The 16,305-nt window shown below is 67.6% G+C and carries 14 protein-coding genes, 3 tRNA genes and 1 pseudogene; 7 read left to right on the forward strand and 11 right to left on the reverse strand.

The window, feature by feature from the left end:
* Positions 1 to 10: 10 nt before the first annotated feature.
* On the reverse strand, positions 11 to 826 hold the full coding sequence (locus AC069I_RS03875; protein WP_478264788.1) for an SAM-dependent methyltransferase: 816 nt from the start codon (positions 824 to 826) through the stop codon (positions 11 to 13).
* A gap of 1 nt (position 827) precedes the next feature.
* Positions 828 to 1,685 (reverse strand): helix-turn-helix domain-containing protein, encoded by an 858-nt coding sequence (locus tag AC069I_RS03880; RefSeq protein WP_478223574.1) that lies wholly within the window; start codon positions 1,683 to 1,685, stop codon positions 828 to 830.
* 219 nt (positions 1,686 to 1,904) lie between these two features.
* Between AC069I_RS03880 and AC069I_RS03885 the strand changes: the two are divergent.
* Together AC069I_RS03885 and gndA are read left to right on the forward strand one after the other, a co-directional pair.
* Positions 1,905 to 2,812, forward strand: a pseudogene (locus tag AC069I_RS03885) (MBL fold metallo-hydrolase).
* Between the two features lie 324 nt (positions 2,813 to 3,136).
* Positions 3,137 to 4,576, forward strand: coding sequence for an NADP-dependent phosphogluconate dehydrogenase (gene gndA, locus AC069I_RS03890; protein ID WP_478223576.1), 1,440 nt, complete (start codon positions 3,137 to 3,139; stop codon positions 4,574 to 4,576).
* A 93-nt stretch (positions 4,577 to 4,669) separates the two neighbouring features.
* Here gndA and AC069I_RS03895 read toward each other — a convergent pair whose 3' ends face one another.
* Together AC069I_RS03895 and AC069I_RS03900 are read right to left on the reverse strand one after the other, a co-directional pair.
* Positions 4,670 to 5,389: a Clp protease N-terminal domain-containing protein gene (locus tag AC069I_RS03895; RefSeq protein ID WP_478231328.1), complete on the reverse strand. Its 720-nt coding sequence runs from the start codon at positions 5,387 to 5,389 to the stop codon at positions 4,670 to 4,672.
* Between the two features lie 32 nt (positions 5,390 to 5,421).
* A complete protein-coding gene (locus AC069I_RS03900; protein WP_478264789.1) occupies positions 5,422 to 6,636 on the reverse strand; it encodes an NAD(P)/FAD-dependent oxidoreductase in 1,215 nt (404 codons plus the stop codon).
* A 130-nt stretch (positions 6,637 to 6,766) separates the two neighbouring features.
* On the opposite strand from AC069I_RS03900, the gene AC069I_RS03905 reads away from it, so the two are divergent.
* Positions 6,767 to 8,116, forward strand: a complete 1,350-nt coding sequence (locus AC069I_RS03905) for a nucleobase:cation symporter-2 family protein (RefSeq protein ID WP_478264790.1) — start codon at positions 6,767 to 6,769, stop codon at positions 8,114 to 8,116.
* Here AC069I_RS03905 and AC069I_RS03910 read toward each other — a convergent pair.
* The gene (locus tag AC069I_RS03910) at positions 8,113 to 8,631 is read right to left on the reverse strand and encodes a serine/threonine protein kinase (protein ID WP_478264791.1); all 519 of its coding nucleotides are present in this window, start codon (positions 8,629 to 8,631) and stop codon (positions 8,113 to 8,115) included. The genes AC069I_RS03905 and AC069I_RS03910 overlap by 4 nt on opposite strands.
* Before the next feature lie 246 nt (positions 8,632 to 8,877).
* Here AC069I_RS03910 and AC069I_RS03915 point away from each other — a divergent pair, with 246 nt between their 5' ends.
* Together AC069I_RS03915 and AC069I_RS03920 are read left to right on the forward strand one after the other, a co-directional pair.
* Positions 8,878 to 11,655 (forward strand): sensor domain-containing protein, encoded by a 2,778-nt coding sequence (locus AC069I_RS03915; protein WP_478264792.1) that lies wholly within the window; start codon positions 8,878 to 8,880, stop codon positions 11,653 to 11,655.
* On the forward strand, positions 11,652 to 11,951 hold the full coding sequence (locus AC069I_RS03920) for a GNAT family N-acetyltransferase (protein WP_478223582.1): 300 nt from the start codon (positions 11,652 to 11,654) through the stop codon (positions 11,949 to 11,951). Before AC069I_RS03915 ends, AC069I_RS03920 begins: the two co-directional genes overlap by 4 nt.
* Positions 11,952 to 11,954: 3 nt before the next feature.
* On the opposite strand, the gene AC069I_RS03925 is transcribed toward AC069I_RS03920, so the two are convergent.
* The gene (locus tag AC069I_RS03925; protein ID WP_478231324.1) at positions 11,955 to 12,776 is read right to left on the reverse strand and encodes an arylamine N-acetyltransferase family protein; all 822 of its coding nucleotides are present in this window, start codon (positions 12,774 to 12,776) and stop codon (positions 11,955 to 11,957) included.
* A 180-nt stretch (positions 12,777 to 12,956) separates the two neighbouring features.
* Here AC069I_RS03925 and AC069I_RS03930 point away from each other — a divergent pair, with 180 nt between their 5' ends.
* Positions 12,957 to 13,736, forward strand: coding sequence for a S1 family peptidase (locus tag AC069I_RS03930; protein WP_478223584.1), 780 nt, complete (start codon positions 12,957 to 12,959; stop codon positions 13,734 to 13,736).
* Positions 13,737 to 13,867: 131 nt separating this feature from the next.
* Here the strand turns inward: AC069I_RS03930 and AC069I_RS03935 are convergent.
* The 4 genes from AC069I_RS03935 to AC069I_RS03950 form a co-directional block, all read right to left on the reverse strand.
* Positions 13,868 to 13,941 (reverse strand) — tRNA-Phe (locus tag AC069I_RS03935).
* Positions 13,942 to 13,972: 31 nt separating this feature from the next.
* Positions 13,973 to 14,046: transfer RNA gene (locus AC069I_RS03940), tRNA-Asp, on the reverse strand.
* A gap of 28 nt (positions 14,047 to 14,074) precedes the next feature.
* Positions 14,075 to 14,147: transfer RNA gene (locus AC069I_RS03945), tRNA-Glu, on the reverse strand.
* A gap of 235 nt (positions 14,148 to 14,382) precedes the next feature.
* Positions 14,383 to 14,640 carry a hypothetical protein gene (locus AC069I_RS03950; protein WP_020633070.1) on the reverse strand — a complete coding sequence of 86 codons (258 nt, stop codon included), beginning with the start codon at positions 14,638 to 14,640 and terminating at the stop codon, positions 14,383 to 14,385.
* 525 nt (positions 14,641 to 15,165) lie between these two features.
* Between AC069I_RS03950 and AC069I_RS03955 the strand changes: the two genes are divergently transcribed.
* Positions 15,166 to 15,585, forward strand: a complete 420-nt coding sequence (locus AC069I_RS03955; protein ID WP_034310430.1) for a hypothetical protein — start codon at positions 15,166 to 15,168, stop codon at positions 15,583 to 15,585.
* 115 nt (positions 15,586 to 15,700) lie between these two features.
* Here AC069I_RS03955 and AC069I_RS03960 read toward each other — a convergent pair whose 3' ends face one another.
* Positions 15,701 to 15,904 carry a cold-shock protein gene (locus AC069I_RS03960; protein ID WP_003097368.1) on the reverse strand — a complete coding sequence of 68 codons (204 nt, stop codon included), beginning with the start codon at positions 15,902 to 15,904 and terminating at the stop codon, positions 15,701 to 15,703.
* Positions 15,905 to 16,305: the final 401 nt, after the last annotated feature.

Consider the following 16,305-nt stretch of genomic DNA (forward strand, 5'->3'; position numbering starts at 1 on the left):
TCACACCTCGTCAGAAACCGGGTTTGCGGGCGACCCCGCCGATGGCGCAGTTAAGCGCAGGCGAGTGGGGGTCGTCCAGCCGCCATGCGCCGACCGGGACCAGACCCGGTGCCACGAGGTCGAAATCGCCGAAGAAACCGAGGATCTCTTCCTTGTCGCGAAAGGACGCGGGCGTGCTCGACTGCTCGTACTGCTTCACGACGCGCTGGACCTGGTCCAGCTCGTCACCTTCCACGCCGGACATCGTGACGTGGGACAGGACATAGAAGGAGCCCGCGGGCAGCAGGCGCCGGTATCGCGCGATGACGTCGGGGAGCCCGGGGTCCGGCACGAAATGCAGGACCGCGACGGTGAGCAGGGCCACCGGTTTCGCCGGATCGAGCACGCCGGTGTCGATGGCGCGTTCCCAGATGTCGTCCGCGTCGCGCAGGTCGCCGCCGAGCACCGCGTGCCTGGCGGGATTCCCGTTCTTCTCCAGCAGGATCCTGGCGTGCGCCACGGCGACCGGTTCGTTGTCGACGTACACGCACCGGCTGTCGCCGTCGACGTCGTCGGCGATCTCGTGGACGTTGCCGACCGTCGGCACGCCGGACCCGAGGTCGAGGAACTGGTTCACCCCGTGCTCGGCGCAATGCCGCACCGCGCGGCCGAGGAAGGCGCGGTTGGCCCTGGCGAGCGAGCGGATGAGCGGGAAGGTCTTGACCAGCTGTTCGCCGAATTCCCTGTCCACCGCCCAGTTCGCGGTTCCGCCGAGCGCCCAGTCGTAGATCCGGGCGGCGTTGGGCCGCTCGAGATCCACGCCGTCGGGCAGGAATCGCGGGTCCATCTCAGGATTGCATCTGGGTTCTGTACAGCTCGGCGAGTTCCTTGAGGAACTGCCTGGTCTCCTGGCGCTCCAGCGCGGCGCCGCGCAGCCGGTCCCAAGAGTCGACGAAGATGTTGAAGTCCTTGACGTCGTCGAGGTACAACCCGCCCGCGGAATGTTCGATGTAGACGAAATCCCTGGTGCGATCGGGAAAACGCATGATGGTGAAGTCGTTGGGCACCGCGGCGAGCCGCGCGCCGAACGGCAACACGTGCACATACACGCGCGGATGCCTGTCCAGCGCCAGCAGATGCTCGACCTGATCCAGCATCACCGCCGGGGCGGAGCCGCCGGGAGCGCGGCGCAAGGCGCCTTCGCTGATGATGAACCGGTAGTAGGGCGGCTGCTGCTGTTCGAAGACGGCCTTGCGGTCCAGCCGGTTGCGGACCAGTGAGGTCACGTCGGTGGCGCCCGCTTCGGTGAACTGCTTGAGCATGTAGTGCTCGGACTGCAACGGGCCGGGGATGCGCTCGCCGTGCCAGGTGAGGATCTCCGCGGCCGCGGGTTCGAGGTCGGTGAAGGTGCGGAACCAGTGCGGCACCACGGATCGGTAGCCGGACCAGTGGCCGCGCTGCCCGGCCGCGGCGCGGGCCAGGTTCATCAACGTGTCGGCCTCGTCGCCGTTGATCCCGAACGCGTTCAGCATGGATCGCACATCCCCGAGCTTGACCCCGACGGCACCGGACTCGATCTTGTTGACCTTGCCCTGGGTGCAGCCGAGAACCTCGGCGACCTGCTGCTGTGTCATCCGCGCGGCGTTGCGGGCATGCCGGAGCTCGTTCCCGAGCTGCTTCCGGCGCGAGGTGACGGTGCTGGCCATCGCCTTGCTCTCCCGGACCACATAACCAGGACCGCGGCTGCCCGCGGTCCTGCGCGCGAATACTCGAACCCACCCAGGGTACTTCACCTTGAGGGGTTCGATGATGACATTGCGCAGCGTTCCAGGAAACGCCCGAAAACACCAGTCACCTGGTACGTCACCCTGGTGGCGGATCGATCTCGTCACATTTCGGGCACGCCGGTCGGGCATAGTGACCGAGTGGACCAATCCCCCTTCGCCAGGCAAGTCACCGATGGTGTCTTCGGGTACGTCCAGCCGGACGGCTCGTGGTGGATCAACAACTGCGGGATCGTCGCCGCGGGCGATCACACGGTGGTGATCGACACCTGTTCCACCGAACGGCGTACCAGGGCGCTGCTGGCGACGGCGGAGTCGGTGGGCGGGGCGCCGGTGACCACCGTGGTCAACACGCATCACCACGGCGACCATACGAACGGCAACCACCTGGCGACCGGCGCAACGATCGTCGGGCACCGGAAGACGCGCGAAGTGATGGTCGCGACCGGGATCAACACCTACGAGAACTCGTTCACCGGCAACGACTGGGGCCATCTGGAGCTGCGGCCGCCCGAGGTGCTGTTCGACGACCGGCTGACCGTGCACGCCGGCGACGTCCGGCTGGAGCTGATCCACCCCGGACATGCCGCGCACACCACCAACGACGTCCTCGTCTGGCTGCCGGAACGGCGGGTGCTGTTCGTCGGCGACCTGATCTTCAACGGCGGCAGTCCGTTCGCTTTGATGGGCTCACCGGCCGGTTGGCGGAAGGCGCTGGACCTGGTTCGCGAGCTGGAACCGGAGACGATCGTGCCGGGCCACGGGCCGGTGTGCGGCCCCGAAGCGATCGACGTCGTCGACGGATACCTGGGCTTCCTGCAAAAACTCGCTTCGTACGGGAAGGCGCCGGGTTGACACCGCTTCAGGCCGCTCGCGATGCGGATCTGGGGCCCTACGCGGCACTGTCCGAACAGGAGCGGCTGCCGGCGAACCTGCACCGGGCGTATGCCGAACTGGACGGTCTCGAGTGGGGCGCGCCGATCGACCTGGGTGCCGCGCTGGCGGACATGGTCACCTTCAACGGCGCCCCGATCCGGTGCTTCTCCTGACGGCCCCGCCGCCTGTCCGCTGACGGTGCCGCCGCTGTTGCGAAAGCCACAGCAACCCTCCCGGCACCCGTGCCCTCCCCAGGGCACCCGCACCCGATGTCTTGAAAGCCCCACACGCAGCCCCCACACGCAGCCCCCACCCGTCCCTGGGGGGCGACCCCGAACCCAGCGTACCGGCGAGAGGGGGCGGGCCGGGGCGCGTAAGGCGAGTTGTCCACAGCCAGGCCCGGTTGTGGACAACTCCCGGTTGATCCCTTCTCGCCCCGGCGCCGTATCCCTCGACGGGGATAGGCTCGGCACGGGAATCGAAGCGGAAGGGTGCGGATGAGCAAGAAGGCGAGCATCGGGGTCACCGGCCTGGCGGTCATGGGCCGCAACCTGGCCAGGAACCTCGCGAGGCACGGGCACACGGTGGCCCTGCACAACCGTTCCGAGCAGCGGACGAAGGAACTGGTCGAGCAGTTCGGCGACGAAGGCGACTTCATCCCGGCGTATTCGGCGCAGGAGTTCGTCGACGCGCTGGAGCGGCCGCGCCAGGTCGTGATCATGGTCAAGGCAGGTGCGCCGACGGACGCCGTGATCGACGAGTTCGTCCCGCTCCTCGAGAAGGGCGACGTGATCGTCGACGCGGGCAACGCGCACTTCGCGGACACCCGTCGCCGCGAGGCCGCGCTGCGCGAGAAGGGCATCCACTTCGTCGGCACCGGTGTGTCCGGCGGCGAGGAGGGCGCGCTGCACGGGCCGAGCATCATGCCGGGCGGGTCCAAGGAGTCGTACCAGTCGCTCGGGCCGCTGTTCGAGGACATCTCGGCGAAGGTCGACGGCGAACCGTGCTGCACGCACGTGGGCGCGGACGGCGCCGGGCATTTCGTGAAGATGGTGCACAACGGCATCGAGTACGCCGACATGCAGCTGATCGCCGAGTCGTTCGATCTCCTGCGCGGCGCCGGCGGCTACTCCCCGGCCGAGATCGCCGAGGTGTTCCGCACGTGGAACGCGGGGCGGCTGGACTCGTACCTGATCGAGATCACCTCGCAGGTACTGGCCCACACCGACGCAGCCTCCGGCAAACCGTTCGTCGACATCGTGGCGGACCAGGCGGAGCAGAAGGGCACCGGCCGCTGGACCGTCCAAATCGGACTGGACCTGGGCGTGCCGATCAGCGGCATCGCCGAAGCCGTCTTCGCGCGTTCGCTGTCCGGCTCGTCGAACCTGCGCGAGGCCTCCCGCGGACTCGGTGGTCCCGCGCGCGCTCCGCTGACGGGGTCCGCTCTGGACACCTTCGCGGACGACGTCGAGCAGGCGCTGTACGCGTCGAAGGTGGTGGCGTACGCCCAGGGCTTCAACCAGATCCAGGCGGGCGGTGCCGAATACGGCTGGGACATCGATCTCGGCAAGGTCGCGTCGATCTGGCGCGGGGGCTGCATCATCCGCGCGAAGTTCCTGAACGACATCACGGCCGCGTACGCCGAAGAGCCCGCGCTGCCGACGCTGCTGACTTCAGGTGGCTTCCGCAAGGCCGTCGAGGACGCCCAGGACTCTTGGCGTTCGGTGATCTCCACGGCGGTGCGGCTCGGCATCCCGACCCCGGGCTTCTCGACCGCGCTCGCCTACTACGACGGTCTGCGCGCGGAGCGGCTCCCCGCCGCGCTGGTGCAGGGGCAGCGGGACTACTTCGGTGCCCACACGTACCGCCGCGTCGACCGCGAAGGTTCGTTCCACACCGCCTGGGCAGCCGACGGCCGCCCCGAGGCCTCGGCCTGACAGAGTCCCGTGATGGCCCCCGACTGCCAGGGGGCCATCACGCGGCCAACAGGACAAGGGCGACGAACACCAGGACGGTGAGCGCGATCCGCGTCATTCCCCGCGCGCCGCGACTATCTCCGCCAGCGCCCGCGAAATCACCGCCTCGGTCTTCTCCTTCGTGAGCCCGAGCCCGGTCAGCAGGTCGTCGCCGAGTTCGAACAGAGCCAGCAGGATGTGCTCGGTGCCGATGTAGTTGTGCCCGAGCCGCAGCGACTCCCGCATGGTCAGTTCCAGCGCCTTCTTGGCCTGCGCGCCGAACGCCATCTTCGCCGCCTCCGCCGGTTCGTCGGCGGGTTCCGGCAGCCTGGCCTCCGCGGCCTCACGGACGGCCTCGAGAGTCACGTTCTGTGCCACGATCGCCCCGGCGGCGAGCGCGGCCGGTTCCGAGAGCAGACCGAGAACCAGATGCACGGGCTCGATCTGCGGGCTCCTCGCCGAGACCGCCGCGTCCCGTGACGCGACGACGACGTGCCGCGCGCGATCGGTGTAGCGGCTGAACACCTTCACCAGGTCTTCCAGCGAAGAGCCGCTGGAGTCGACGAAGCGCTTCTGGGCTGCCTGCTTGGACACACCCATGTTCTTGCCGATTTCGGTCCAGGACGCGCCGGAACGTCGTGCCTGGTCGACGAAGTGACCGATCAGATGGTCGGCCACTTCGCCGAGGTGCTCGCCGAGGAAGACCGCGTCGGACAACTGGCCGAGCACGTCTCCGTCGGGATGCTGCTGCTTGATATGGGAGATGAGGTCGTCGAGCCGGACCGGATTCGTCATATCGTCAACTTTAGGTTGACGATCAGCCATCGTCAACCACGGGTTGACGCAAAGGTGGCCTTGAGGTCGAAGCCGTCGGCCTCCAGCGTCTCGAACCGTGGTTCCGGATCCGCGGCGAACAGGCGGCGCGCGGCGATGTGGTCCGGCGGCCGGTTCACCGACTCGACCCCGACGAGCACGCCGTCGCGGAACGACAGCACCGAGAACTTCCCGCCCTCCCGATCCCCGGTCACGACGGTCTTGTCCGCGCCGGTCAACAGCCCGGCGATCTGCAGTTTCGCGCCGAGCTGGTCGGTCCAGAACCACGGCAGGCTCTCGTAGGGCGCGGGTTCGCCGACGATGACGGCCGCGACGGCCCGCGCCTGGTCGACGGCGTTCTGCACCGACTCCAGCCGGGTCGCCGTCCCCGCCTGGACACACGGGAAGTTCGCGCAGTCCCCCACCGCCGAGATCTTCGGGTCGCTCGTGCGCAGGTGCTCGTCGACGACGACACCGTTCGCCACGGCGAGCCCCGCCTCTTCGGCCAGTCGTGTCCGCGGCACCACCCCGACCCCGACCAGCACCAGGTCGGCGAGCAGACGGCTGCCGTCGCTCAGTTCCACCTCGGCCACCCTGCCGTCACCGTGCAACGCGGCGACCCCCGTGCCGAGCAGGATGGTGTGCCCGGCCCCTTCGTGCAGAGCCGCGAAGTACGCCGAGACCTCGGAAGTCGCGACACGGGCCAGCAGCCTGTCCTGCGCCTCCACGATCGTCACGGGCCGTCCGGCGTGCGCGGCGAATTCGAGCCCGATGAACCCGCCTCCGACCACCACCACGTTCTCCGCGCTTTCCAGCGCGGCACGCAACACATCGGCGTCGTCCTTGGTTCGCAGGGTGAACACACCGTCCAAAGTGGAACCGGGAACCGGCAGGACACGGTTGTCCGCGCCCGTCGCGAGGACGAGATGGTCGTACTCATGGGCACTCCCGTCCTCGAGTACCACCTTCGTGTCATCGCGATCCACCGATGCGACACGGCCGGGGATCAGCTCGATGTCCTTCTCCGCGAAGAAGTCCTCGGGCCGCAAACGCAACTGGGCGTCGCCCGCGGTCCCGGCGAGGTAGCCCTTCGAAAGCGGAGGCCGCTGATACGGGAGGCCGGGTTCGTCACCGATCAGCACCACCCGGCCGTCGAACCCCTTGTCCCGCAGCGAGGTCGCCACTCCGAACCCGCTCTGCCCGGCCCCTACGACGAGGACGGTCTCCATCGGCGCTCCTTCCGTTGTACCCGATGTCCATTCAACACCGCCCCTTCGCAACATGATCCTCACGCGGCGGACGCGCTACGGTCATGCCCGGCGAGTCCACTGCTTGTTACCGCACTGAGAAGGGGGCTCCATGAGCAGGCCAGAGGTCCACCCGGTCGACGCCTGCCCGCCGCTGCCGAAGCTGACCTTGCTCGGCCTGCAGCACATGACGATCATGTACGCGGGCTCGGTGGCCGTCCCGCTCGTCGTGGGCAGCGCGCTGAACCTGGACGCGGCGACGATCGCGTTGCTGGTCAACGCGGATCTGCTGGTCGCGGGCATCGCGACGCTGATACAGGCGGTCGGGATCGGGAAGATCTTCGGCATCCGGTTGCCGGTGGTGGCGGGCGCGACGTTCACCGTGGTCAACCCGATGATCATGATCGCGTCCCAGTACGGCATGCAAGCCGTCTACGGCGCGATGATCGCGTCGGGTGTCTTCGGCCTGCTCATCGCGAAACCGTTCGCGAAGATGATCCGATTCTTCCCGCCGCTCGTCTCGGGCACGCTGCTCATGGTCATCGGCATTTCGCTCATCGGCCCGGGCGTCGGCCTGATCGCCGGACACGACACCGGTTCACCGGACTACGCGAAGCCCGCCAACATCGCGCTCGCGTTCGGCGTGATCGTGGTGATCGTCCTGTTCACCCGGGTCCTGCGCGGGTTCGCGAGCCAGATCGGCCCACTGCTGGCGCTGTTGATCGGCCTGGTCGCGGCCATCCCGATGGGCTTGGTGAGCTTCAAGGGCATCGCCGACGCCGGCTGGTTCGGCCTCGCGTCACCGTTCCACTTCGGCCCGCCGACCTTCCCGATCGCGGCCGTGCTCTCGATGTGCGTCGTGATGCTGGTGACCTATACCGAATCCACCGCGGACCTGGTCGCTGTCGGCGAGATCACCGGACGGCCGGCGACGGACTCCGACCTCGCGCGGGGTCTCGCCACCGACGGCCTCTCGGCCATCCTCGGCGGCACGATGAACTCGTTCCCGGACACCGCTTTCGCGCAGAACGTCGGCCTCGTGCAGATGACCGGGGTGCGCAGCCGATGGGTGGTCGCGATGGCGGGTGGCCTGCTCGTGCTGATGGGCCTGGTGCCGAAGGTCGGCGCCTTCGTCGCGGCCGTACCGGAGCCGGTGATCGGCGCGGTCGCGGTGGTCATGTTCGCGATGGTCGCCGCGGTCGGCGTGCAGAACCTGAAGAAGGTGGAGTTCTCGGGCAACCACAACACTTTCATCGTCGCGGTGTCGGTCGGGGTCGGGCTGCTGCCCGCGTTCGCCACGAACCGGTTCGGGAACTCGATCTTCTTCCAGCACTTCCCGGCGTGGCTTCAGACCATCTGCGGCAGCCCGATCACGGTCGCCGCGATCGTCGCCTTCACCCTCAACCTGTTGTTCAACCACCTCGGCAAACGCCGGGAGCCGGATCTACTGCGAGCGCCCTAGCAGAACAGCCACTTCGGCCACAGGTTGCACTCTTCGGTCGGCGTCGTCGAGGGCGGCGGCGTCGGGTTGGGCGGCTGCGGAACGACGGTGGACCCGGTCGTCCTCGGCGGATCGGCGGGCCCGTTCGATGACGTCGGCGTGGTGGGATCCGGGGAGTCGGACGTCGACGCGGCCGAACTCGACGTGCGGCGGCTGGACGTCGTCCGGCTGGGGCGCGACGAAGGCTCCCCGACGCCGGTTTCGACCGTCTCGGTGGACGGGACCGCCGACGTCGCGCCCGCTCCCCCGTTTTCCGAAGGCCGCTTCGGCATCTCGATGACGCTCATCTGGTTCGGCGCCGCATTCGGTTCGGGGTCCGCATCGAACCCGACGAGAACAGCGGCCGCGCCGCAGGCGACGACCACGGCGATCACCACCGCGATAACTCTCCAGCGTGACTTTGCCCGTGACTCCTCGTGGTCGTCCCAGCCCTCGCGAATAAGCAGGTCGGCGACCGAAACGTCGTCGTCATCCACCAGCTGAAACCTTTCGCACCGGGAACGAGCGAAGAGTAGTTTTACCGCAACTCACCGCCGAATGGGTGAAGTTAACCAAAAATTATTCACCCGATGGAACACGCCAGCGTAGGCCAGTCACACAGCGTGTATTCATCCGCTTCCGCTCATATCGGCGGTGACGGACCTTCGGTTCGCGTATACAGCGTCCCCCGCGGGTGGTGTAATCGACGGTGCCAGCACCGGAAGAGGGGGTTCGGACGGATCATGGAGGCTGACGCCCTCGCCGTGCCCGGAGCCGGTAATTCCGGTCGCCCGGCAGTCGCCCCGCTCGGAAACGGGCCGGTCGGCGATCTCGGCCTCGCGGGCGACCACGCCGCCATCTGGTCGTACGACTTCGAGCACGAGACCCTGTCCTGGCTGCCAGGACTCGAGAACCTGCTGGGCGGAGGCGTCCTCACCGAAGCCGAGATAGAGTCCAGGCTCGCCGATCTGGTGGCCCCGCTGACCTCCGGCACCCGCACTTCCCCGCCGTGGCGCGAGTTCGAACTCGAGCAGTCGTTCCTGAACCCGGCGGGCGAGGTCCGCTGGGTCCGGCTGCGTGCGCGCACGATCGGTGACGACAACGGCTCGACGGGCCTGCTCGGCATCGCCACCGACGTGACCGACGTCCGCGAGAACCGGCAAGCCCTCGAAGATCTCACTGACCGTTACCGGCTTTTGGTGGAACTCAGCCCGGACGCGGTCTGTGTCCACGAAGCCGGCGTTGTCACGTACGTCAACCGGGCGGCCGTCACCGCGCTCGGAGCGTCTTCGACCGCCGAGCTGATCGGGCGGCCGATCATGGACTTCGTCGCCGACGAGTCGCTCCCGGCCCTGCTGGACAGGATCGCGTCGCTTCACCGCCAAGGCGCGTCGACCGACCCCGCCGACACCGTCATGCTCCGCCTCGACGGCATGAAGTACCTGGTCCAGAGCATTTCGGTGCGCACGACCTGGGAGGGCAGGCCCGCGTTCCAGGTCATCATGCGCGACATCAGCGCGCAGAAGGCCGCCGAAGCGACCCTGCGCTACCAGGCCGCACTGATCAGCCACGTCAGCGACGCGATCATCGCGACCAGCGGCACCGGCGTGGTGACCAGCTGGAACCCCGCCGCCGAGAACGTCTACGGCTGGACGGCCGGAGAGGCGATCGGCGGCACGGTCAGCGATCTCGTCGGCGCCGAGCTGGATCCGGAAACGGTGCTGCGCAGGGGCGGCGTCATGCAGACGACCCACCGCCATCGCAACGGTTCGACCTTGGCCATCCGCATCTCGGCCGCGGAGATGAACGACGGGTTCGTCCTGGTCTGCGCCGACGAAACGGCCCGGCGGCGCGCCGAACAGCACTACAGCACAGTGGTCGCGTCCCTCGACGAAGGCGTGGTCGTGATCGGCCCCGGCGGCCTCATCGAATCGGCCAACCCGGCGGCGTGCCGGATCATCGGCATCGACCACGACGACCTCATCGGCGTCCCGTGCGTGACGCTGGAGCTGTACGACGAACAGGGCCGGATCCCGCCCGCCCGGATGCCGTCGGTGATCACCCGGCGCACCGGGGTCACGCTGACCGGTCTCGTGCTGCGGCTGCGCAGGCCCGCCGGCGACGACGTCTGGATCTCGCTGACCTCGCGGCTGCTGCCGCCGGAAGACCCGTCGGCCCAGGCTGTGGTCGCCTCGTTCACCGACATCACCGAACGCCGCGCCATCGGCGAACGGCTCGCCCACGAGGCGACGCACGACCCGCTCACCGAACTCGCGAACCGGACGCTGGTGCTCGACAGCCTCGCCGAGGCGCTGTCCGGCGCGGGCCGCGCCGAGCTGACCACACTGCTGTTCATCGATCTCGACAAGTTCAAGGTGATCAACGATTCCCTCGGGCATTCGGTCGGGGACAAGGTGCTCCGCATCGCGGGCGAACGGCTGCGGAGGGGGATCGGAGAGAACGATCTCGTCGGCAGGCTCGGCGGCGACGAATTCGTCGTCGTGACCGCGGAGATCACCGAGCCGCACGAGATCAAGGCGCTGGCCGAGCATCTGCGCGAAGCGCTGACCGAACCGATCACCGTCAACGGCAGGCAGCTGCACATCGACGCCAGCATCGGCATCGTCACCGCCGCAAACGACGACACCCGGACCGCCGAAGATCTCCTGCGCGACGCGGATGTCGCGATGTACCAAGCGAAAACGCTCGGCCGGGCGCGCTACGAGTTCTTCGACGTCGAGCTGCGCGAGCGGATGCAACGGCGGCTGCGCATGGAGCAGGACCTGCGCGACGCCCTGCAGAACGAGGAACTCTGGACGGCGTACCAGCCGGTCGTGGACATCGAATCCGGCGAGATGGTCGCCGTGGAGGCGTTGCTGCGCTGGAAACATCCGGCGCACGGCAGCGTCTCGCCCGCCGAGTTCATCCCGCTGGCCGAGGAAAGCGACCTGATCAACCTGATCGGCAAGTACGTCCTGCGCACCACCACCCGCGAGATCGCCAGACGGCGCGAGCAACTCGGCATCGACCTCAACCTCAAGGTGAACCTCTCGGCCCGCCAGCTGGACGACCCGCATCTGGTCGCCGGGGTGCAGGACGCGCTGAAGACCACCGGGCTCCCGCCGCACGCGCTGACCCTGGAGGTCACCGAGAGCGCGCTGATGCGAGACCAGGCCGCGGCCGCCGAAGTCCTGATGTCGTTGCGCGATCTCGGTGTCTCACTGGCGATCGACGACTTCGGCACCGGCTACTCGTCGCTCGCCCAGCTGCAACGGCTCCCCTTGGATACGCTCAAGATCGACCGCACCTTCGTCACCGGTATCGCGGAATCGCGCGACGCGGCGGCGATCGTCAAGAGCATCATCGCGATGGCGCACGCCGTCGACCTGATCGTCGTCGCCGAAGGTGTCGAAGACGATCAGCAGCTCACGATCCTGCGTGAGCTGCGCTGTGACCAGGCGCAGGGCTTCCATCTCGGTCGCCCCGCGCCGCCGGACGAACTTTTCGGAGCCGTGGGATGAGTGTCGAGATCAAAGCCGGAAAAGACCGCTACGACATCGTCGTGGACGGGAAGATCGCCGGGTTCCTGGAAACCCGCACCCGCCCGGACGCGATCCTGTTCCTGCACACCGAGATCTCGGACGACTTCGCGGGACAGGGTCTCGCCGGCAAGCTCGTGACCGCGGCGCTCGACGACGTCCGGTCGCAGGGCAGATCCGTCCTGCCCTACTGCCCGTACGTGCGCTCGTTCATCGCGAAGCACCGTGAGTACGAGGACCTCGTCCCCGAGGACAAACGCGCCGAATTCGAACTCTGAGCCTCAGCCCGGATAGATCGTCAGCAGTTTCGCGAGCTCGTCCTCGGTGAGGACGACGTCCAGCTCGCGCAGTGTCGCGTCGAGCCGCTCGGGCGGGACCGTGGTGGTCTCCTTGGTCCCGTCCGGGCGTTCGACGATGAACTCCTCACCGACCAGTTTGCGGCTGAGTCCTTCCTCCAGCCGCATGACCACCAGCTGCCCAGTGAACGGCGACCGCGGATGCGTCGACGTGTAGTGGTGGTAGACCTCGTAGTCGATCCGGTGCATCGGTGTGAGTGTGAAGGCGTGCAGGTCGGTCCAGTCGTCGCCCTCCTTTTTCTGCAGGCGCCACCAGTCGCCGTCGGCGACGAGCCGGTGCGGCCAGCCCGCCTGATCCACCACGGCGCCGTCGGCCAGCGGCATCGGCACCAGCATCCCGGCGCCGAATCCGACGTCGACCAGATGCGGGACGCCGTCCGCCTCGACCACGAGCGTCATATGCGTGTACGGCCCGTTCTTCTGCGGCTGCACCCGCGCGACCAGGCGGCGTACGGGGTAGCCGAGCTGCTCCGCGGCCGCCGCGAACAGGCTTCCGTGCTCGTAGCAGTAGCCGCCACGATGGCGGTGGACGAGTTTGCCGATCACGTCTTCGAGCGCGATTCCCTTGTGCTGCCCCAAAACGACGTCGACATTCTCGAACGGGACGGCCAGGACGTGCGCCTTCGCCAGCTCACGCAACGCGGCGGCGGAGGGCTTCGCGCGGTCCTGGCCGATCCGGCCGAGGTACGCGTCGAGGTCGAGGGTGTCGACGGTCCATTCGTCGACCTGCTCAGGTGCGATTGTCATGCTTCGAGATTGACACCTCGACCTTACTTGAAGTCAAGGTCGATCTTGGCCGCGGAAAACCGTTACCCCAACTGGTAACTGGCAACGGCCCCCGACTTTCGTCAGTTCACGGACGAGTGACGATTGGCCACCCTTCCGGAGTGAGCCGGTGAAACACACCGGCGTGGAAGGAGAAAGCAGATGAGGACTCGTACCCTCGTCGCCGGTCTGCTGACCGGAGCGGCCGCCGTGCTCGGGTTGGCGATGCCGGCTTCCGCCGCCGAACCGCCCTCGGGCGTTCAGCCGCTGATCGTGGGCGGTGTGGACGCGACCGAGACCTACAGCTTCATGGCGTCCATGCAGACCAAGAGCGGTGACCACAACTGCGGCGCGTCCCTGATCTCACCGGAGTGGCTGGTGACCGCCGCGCACTGCGTCGAGGGTGAGCAGCCCGCCAACTGGCAGTACCGCCTCAACACCACCGACCACACCAAGGGCGGCGAGGTCGCCGAGGTGGACAAGTTCGTGGTCCACGAGAAGTACGACGGCTCCGGCCCGTACGACATCGCCCTGGTGCACCTGACCAAGCCGGCGGAGGCGGCGCCGATCGAGATCGGCCAGTCGCCGGCGGCGGGTACCGACGTGCGGGAGATCGGCTGGGGGCTGACCTGCCCCACGCGCGGCTGCGGTTCCGCCCCTGTGGTGCTCCAGCAGCTCGACACCAAGATCGCCGAAGACTCCGGGTGCTCCGGCTCCGGCGCCTACGACGCGCAGACCGAGCTGTGCATGGACAACCAGGGCGGCAAGGCGAGCGCCTGCTACGGCGACTCGGGCGGCCCTGCCGTCGTGAAGTCGGGTGACAAGTGGACGCTGGTCGGCGCCACCAGCCGCGGTCAGACCGCGAGCTGCCCGGAGATGCCGGGCATCTACACCGACGTGACCGCGTTCTCCGACTGGGTCAAGCAGCAGACCGGTAAGTAGAACGCCAAGCCCGCACCGCGCGGTGGCGCCCGATGCTCCTGCGACATCGGACGCCACCGCGCGGGGCCGTGGACCCGGCCCCAGGCATGAAAAAACCGCCTCGATGTGCATCGAGGCGGTTCGTTGAGCGGTGGCCAGGGCCGGGGTCGAACCGGCGACCTTCCGCTTTTCAGGCGGACGCTCGTACCAACTGAGCTACCTGGCCGGGAACGCCGGCAAGGAGCCGAACGATCTTGCGACCCTGACGGGACTCGAACCCGCGACCTTCGCCGTGACAGGGCGACGCGCTAACCAACTGCGCCACAGGGCCTTGCATACTGCGGTGTAACTGTACTGCGTACTCCCAACGGGATTCGAACCCGCGTTGCCGCCTTGAAAGGGCGGAGTCCTAGGCCGCTGGACGATGGGAGCCCGGTTCGGTTTCGGCGAACCGACCGACCCGCGCTCTCCGGTGTCCCCGGGAGCGAACATAACTATAGGACACCCCCGTTTCCGCTTCCGCACAGGGGGTCCCTTAGTTGTTCACAGGGCTGGGACCTGCGAGAACGCGGCGAGTTCAGGATATCAGGCCCGAGCCGCCGCCCGGACCTGAAACGAAGCCCTGCCGCGCGGCACACCCCCGCGCGGCAGGGCCCCGTGAACGAACTCAGCGCTGGACGGGCGCCTGCCCGTCCTCGTCCAGCGTCAACCCCAGCATGTCCAGCAGCTGGACACAGTCATCGACACCCAACGCCCCATTGGCCACCGCCAGCCGGGCACGGCGCACCTGGTCGTCGGACACGCGCTGCGCGTCCCCCTGACCCGTGCGCTGCGCCGGCAGACCACCGGCCAACGTCGTCGAGCTTCCCCCATCGGCACCTTCGTACCGAAGGAGGAACTGTCGAACTTCCACAGACCCACCCATGGTTCCTCCAGACGGCCAACGAACAGCTTGGCCGCGAGGCTAGCCAGAGCCGGCCGCGACACACAGCCCCCCGGAGAGTGAACCTGTCGCCACGCTCCGCACAACGCAGAGCGATCGCGCATGCGGCCGCGCCACATGAACCCCAGGCGAACCACAGGTGGCGCCCTGCCCGGAATTCTGCCCGCGCCCACTCGCCCTTCTCAGCAAACCGTGCAACAATCGATTTGCTGACACACCCCCGGTCAGCGCCTGTGGAGATCCCCTCCGACCCCCGCGTTCCTCCCCCTGGCGCGGGGGTCGCTCCGTTTTCTGGGGGCCACCCCCAGACCCCAGGTCCCTTGCGGCGGCGGTTGGCAGCCCAGGACCGGGAACCTTGATCGAATTTCTTCCGGGGCGCTTGTGATTGCGGGTTGCGATCATGGGAAAAGGGTTTCCTGTCGGGGTTGGGCCATTCGAGACGAAATAATGGGTGTGTCGTGGCTCACTGTGGTTGGTTTGCCGAGACCGAACCGTTATCGTGGCCCGGTGCCCCTTCCTTCCCTGAGCCGTCGTAGCGGCAGCCGCACGAACCTGAAGCCGGTCAACCCCGGTCGTCACCGCAACTCCGCCTCCAAGGAGGCCGAAGCGGTCGTCGAAGACACGGAGCTCACCAGCTACCTTCGTGCCCTCGCCCCTGAGAACGACCCGGAAAGCACCGGCACCGGCAAGCGCTTCGGTGAAGCGCAGGTGTTCCAGCTGCGCATGAACCTCATCGCCTGCGAACAGCTCAAGGACGCCGCCGCCGAGCGCAACCTGTCGCCGCAGGCGCTGGCGCAGGAATGGATCCTCGAGCGCCTCTCGTGGGAATCGCAGGCCAACTCGGCCCAGCAGCGCCGCCACGAGGAAGCCCACACCGACGAATTCCGCTTCGACGCCAACGCGTGGGAGCAGCCCGTCCCCCGCTGACCCCGGTCCCCCGGAACGGAACAGCACAACAGAAGAAGCCTTCGGACAAGAGAAAAGCCCCCGGCGATCGCCGGGGGCTTTTCTGATCAGTCTGAGCAACGCCTGAAGGGCGGACTCAGATCGCGCGGACCTTCTGGGCCTGCGGGCCCTTCTGGCCCTGACCGACCTCGAACTCCACTCGCTGGTTCTCCTCGAGCGTGCGGAACCCGCGACCCTCGATCTCCGAGTAGTGAACGAAGACGTCGCCCTCGCCGCCATCCTGCGCGATGAAGCCGAAGCCCTTCTCCGCGTTGAACCACTTCACAGTGCCTTGCGCCACCGCTGTACTCCTCGTTGCACATCCGCTTCGAGTGCCTCCGAAGCGACACCCAGACCGTCCCGGGCGGTTCCAACGAGTCGAGCGAAGAGCGCGTCACCGGCTCATGGCTCGCGTCAGAAGTTCCGCGAGTGTGAAGCCACGAACACGCAAAACGACGGCCTGATGGCAGCGTACCGGGATCTGGCCATATTTGAAGCCCGTGATCGGACTCTGGGCGCCCCCAAGTACCAAGGTCACCGGAACGTCGTACGCGGATCCGGCTTCTGTCGGACCCCCTCGCTACCCTTTCGCCGTACGCCGACCTCAGGTCATCGCCGGACACGGAACGAAGTCGGCCATGCCCCGATCGTGAACTACGATCCACCCGATTGTGACTCGCATCACTCTCGGTGGGATCAACT

Source organism: Amycolatopsis sp. NPDC043885 (assembly GCF_056435685.1).

Excerpts from the sequence above, each read along its gene's own strand:
- AC069I_RS03875 (WP_478264788.1), bottom strand. The coding sequence starts at position 826 with ATGGACCCGCGATTCCTGCCCGACGGCGTGGATCTCGAGCGGCCCAAC.
- AC069I_RS03880 (WP_478223574.1), bottom strand. The coding sequence starts at position 1,685 with ATGGCCAGCACCGTCACCTCGCGCCGGAAGCAGCTCGGGAACGAGCTC.
- gndA (WP_478223576.1), top strand. The coding sequence starts at position 3,137 with ATGAGCAAGAAGGCGAGCATCGGGGTCACCGGCCTGGCGGTCATGGGC.
- AC069I_RS03895 (WP_478231328.1), bottom strand. The coding sequence starts at position 5,389 with ATGACGAATCCGGTCCGGCTCGACGACCTCATCTCCCATATCAAGCAG.
- AC069I_RS03900 (WP_478264789.1), bottom strand. The coding sequence starts at position 6,636 with ATGGAGACCGTCCTCGTCGTAGGGGCCGGGCAGAGCGGGTTCGGAGTG.
- AC069I_RS03905 (WP_478264790.1), top strand. The coding sequence starts at position 6,767 with ATGAGCAGGCCAGAGGTCCACCCGGTCGACGCCTGCCCGCCGCTGCCG.
- AC069I_RS03915 (WP_478264792.1), top strand. The coding sequence starts at position 8,878 with ATGGAGGCTGACGCCCTCGCCGTGCCCGGAGCCGGTAATTCCGGTCGC.
- AC069I_RS03920 (WP_478223582.1), top strand. The coding sequence starts at position 11,652 with ATGAGTGTCGAGATCAAAGCCGGAAAAGACCGCTACGACATCGTCGTG.
- AC069I_RS03925 (WP_478231324.1), bottom strand. The coding sequence starts at position 12,776 with ATGACAATCGCACCTGAGCAGGTCGACGAATGGACCGTCGACACCCTC.
- AC069I_RS03930 (WP_478223584.1), top strand. The coding sequence starts at position 12,957 with ATGAGGACTCGTACCCTCGTCGCCGGTCTGCTGACCGGAGCGGCCGCC.
- AC069I_RS03950 (WP_020633070.1), bottom strand. The coding sequence starts at position 14,640 with ATGGGTGGGTCTGTGGAAGTTCGACAGTTCCTCCTTCGGTACGAAGGT.